Genomic DNA, 1,152 nt, shown 5'->3' on the forward strand with positions numbered 1-1,152 from the left:
ACTCTTAGTGTGCGTTGAAGAATTTATGACCGCCTTTTCATCAGGGCAACAACCGGGAGTGAGAAAAATGAGTGTATCGTTATTATGAAAGCTTATTTATAAAGGGGTATCTGTATGTGAAGCAATGATAGCTGCTCGGGCTCCCGATTCACTGGCCAACAAATGTTGATGTTGCGTAGTACAATGAGTTGACTCTTGTATGATGACGATTGATCCACGAGGCACATCGAGATACTGCTGTTTTTCGCATCCGTTTCCACCGATGAAGTGTGGAGGGGCACTAATAGATCCAGGCGTCGATGAACTGAACATAGCGGGAACGAGATCCAGCGTTTTTCCATTGTTCATCAGTTGAGCATGTTCGGCTTTGCTATATAGAAATTCGAATTTCTCGGTCCAAACTTTCAACCCTGCATTACGAAGCTGCTCGGAAAAGTATTGTACTGATTCAGCATGTCCATTGCTTCCTGCTTCACGATTACCTCTATTATTATCTGATATTTCTTGAAGTTTCTGAATGTGTTGCAGTACACTATCTACCTTACTGCTTATTATAACTGAATTTGTATCCTTTATCGTTGCAGTTGCAAGAACTGGAAAAAATAAAGAGGTTACTACAACAAGACGACATAGAGAGCTTTTGAAAAAAGGTAAAGAGGATTTTATACATATATTTTTAGTAGTGCTGCTCATATTAAGGTTTTCCTTCTCCTGTTAGGAGATGTCGATTCATCGGTCAAGAACGACATCATCATATCGTTAAACTAACGCAGGTAATTTAAAAAGGACTACTATATATAACCATCAAGACTACCACATATAAATACGGCAAGTAATGTATATGAAATAAATTAAAACATCATCGTTAATGATCACATTTTTAATAAAACTTTGCATGCAGTACTTCTGTTATTTTTTATAAAACCAATCTTCTTTTTTATAATATGAAACTTGGATTCGCCTAATAAGTGCAATTTCTGAAAAAGGCGGGCAGTTGCTATAGTAGGCATCTTTCTCGCCAAAGAAAAATGCACTATGGCCTCTACACAACTGCAGGGCGCGAGCATACTTTTTTAGCATCTCTTGAATGAAGGCAAATGACATGATCTAATGAGACTTATTTTCCTTCTTATTGCTGACCTATGACTCTAA

At 37.7% G+C, this 1,152-nt stretch carries 1 protein-coding gene; it reads right to left on the reverse strand.

The genetic code is table 11. The features are described 5' to 3' along the window. Positions 1 to 96: 96 nt before the first annotated feature. The gene (locus Xedl_RS19680; protein WP_244149780.1) at positions 97 to 693 is read right to left on the reverse strand and encodes a protease-associated domain-containing protein; all 597 of its coding nucleotides are present in this window, start codon (positions 691 to 693) and stop codon (positions 97 to 99) included. Positions 694 to 1,152 lie beyond the last annotated feature (459 nt).

The sequence above is a fragment of the Xenorhabdus eapokensis genome (assembly GCF_001908105.1).

Bases quoted from the DNA above. Each gene is read 5' to 3' on its own strand.
- Xedl_RS19680 (WP_244149780.1), bottom strand. From the start codon at position 693: ATGAGCAGCACTACTAAAAATATATGTATAAAATCCTCTTTACCTTTT.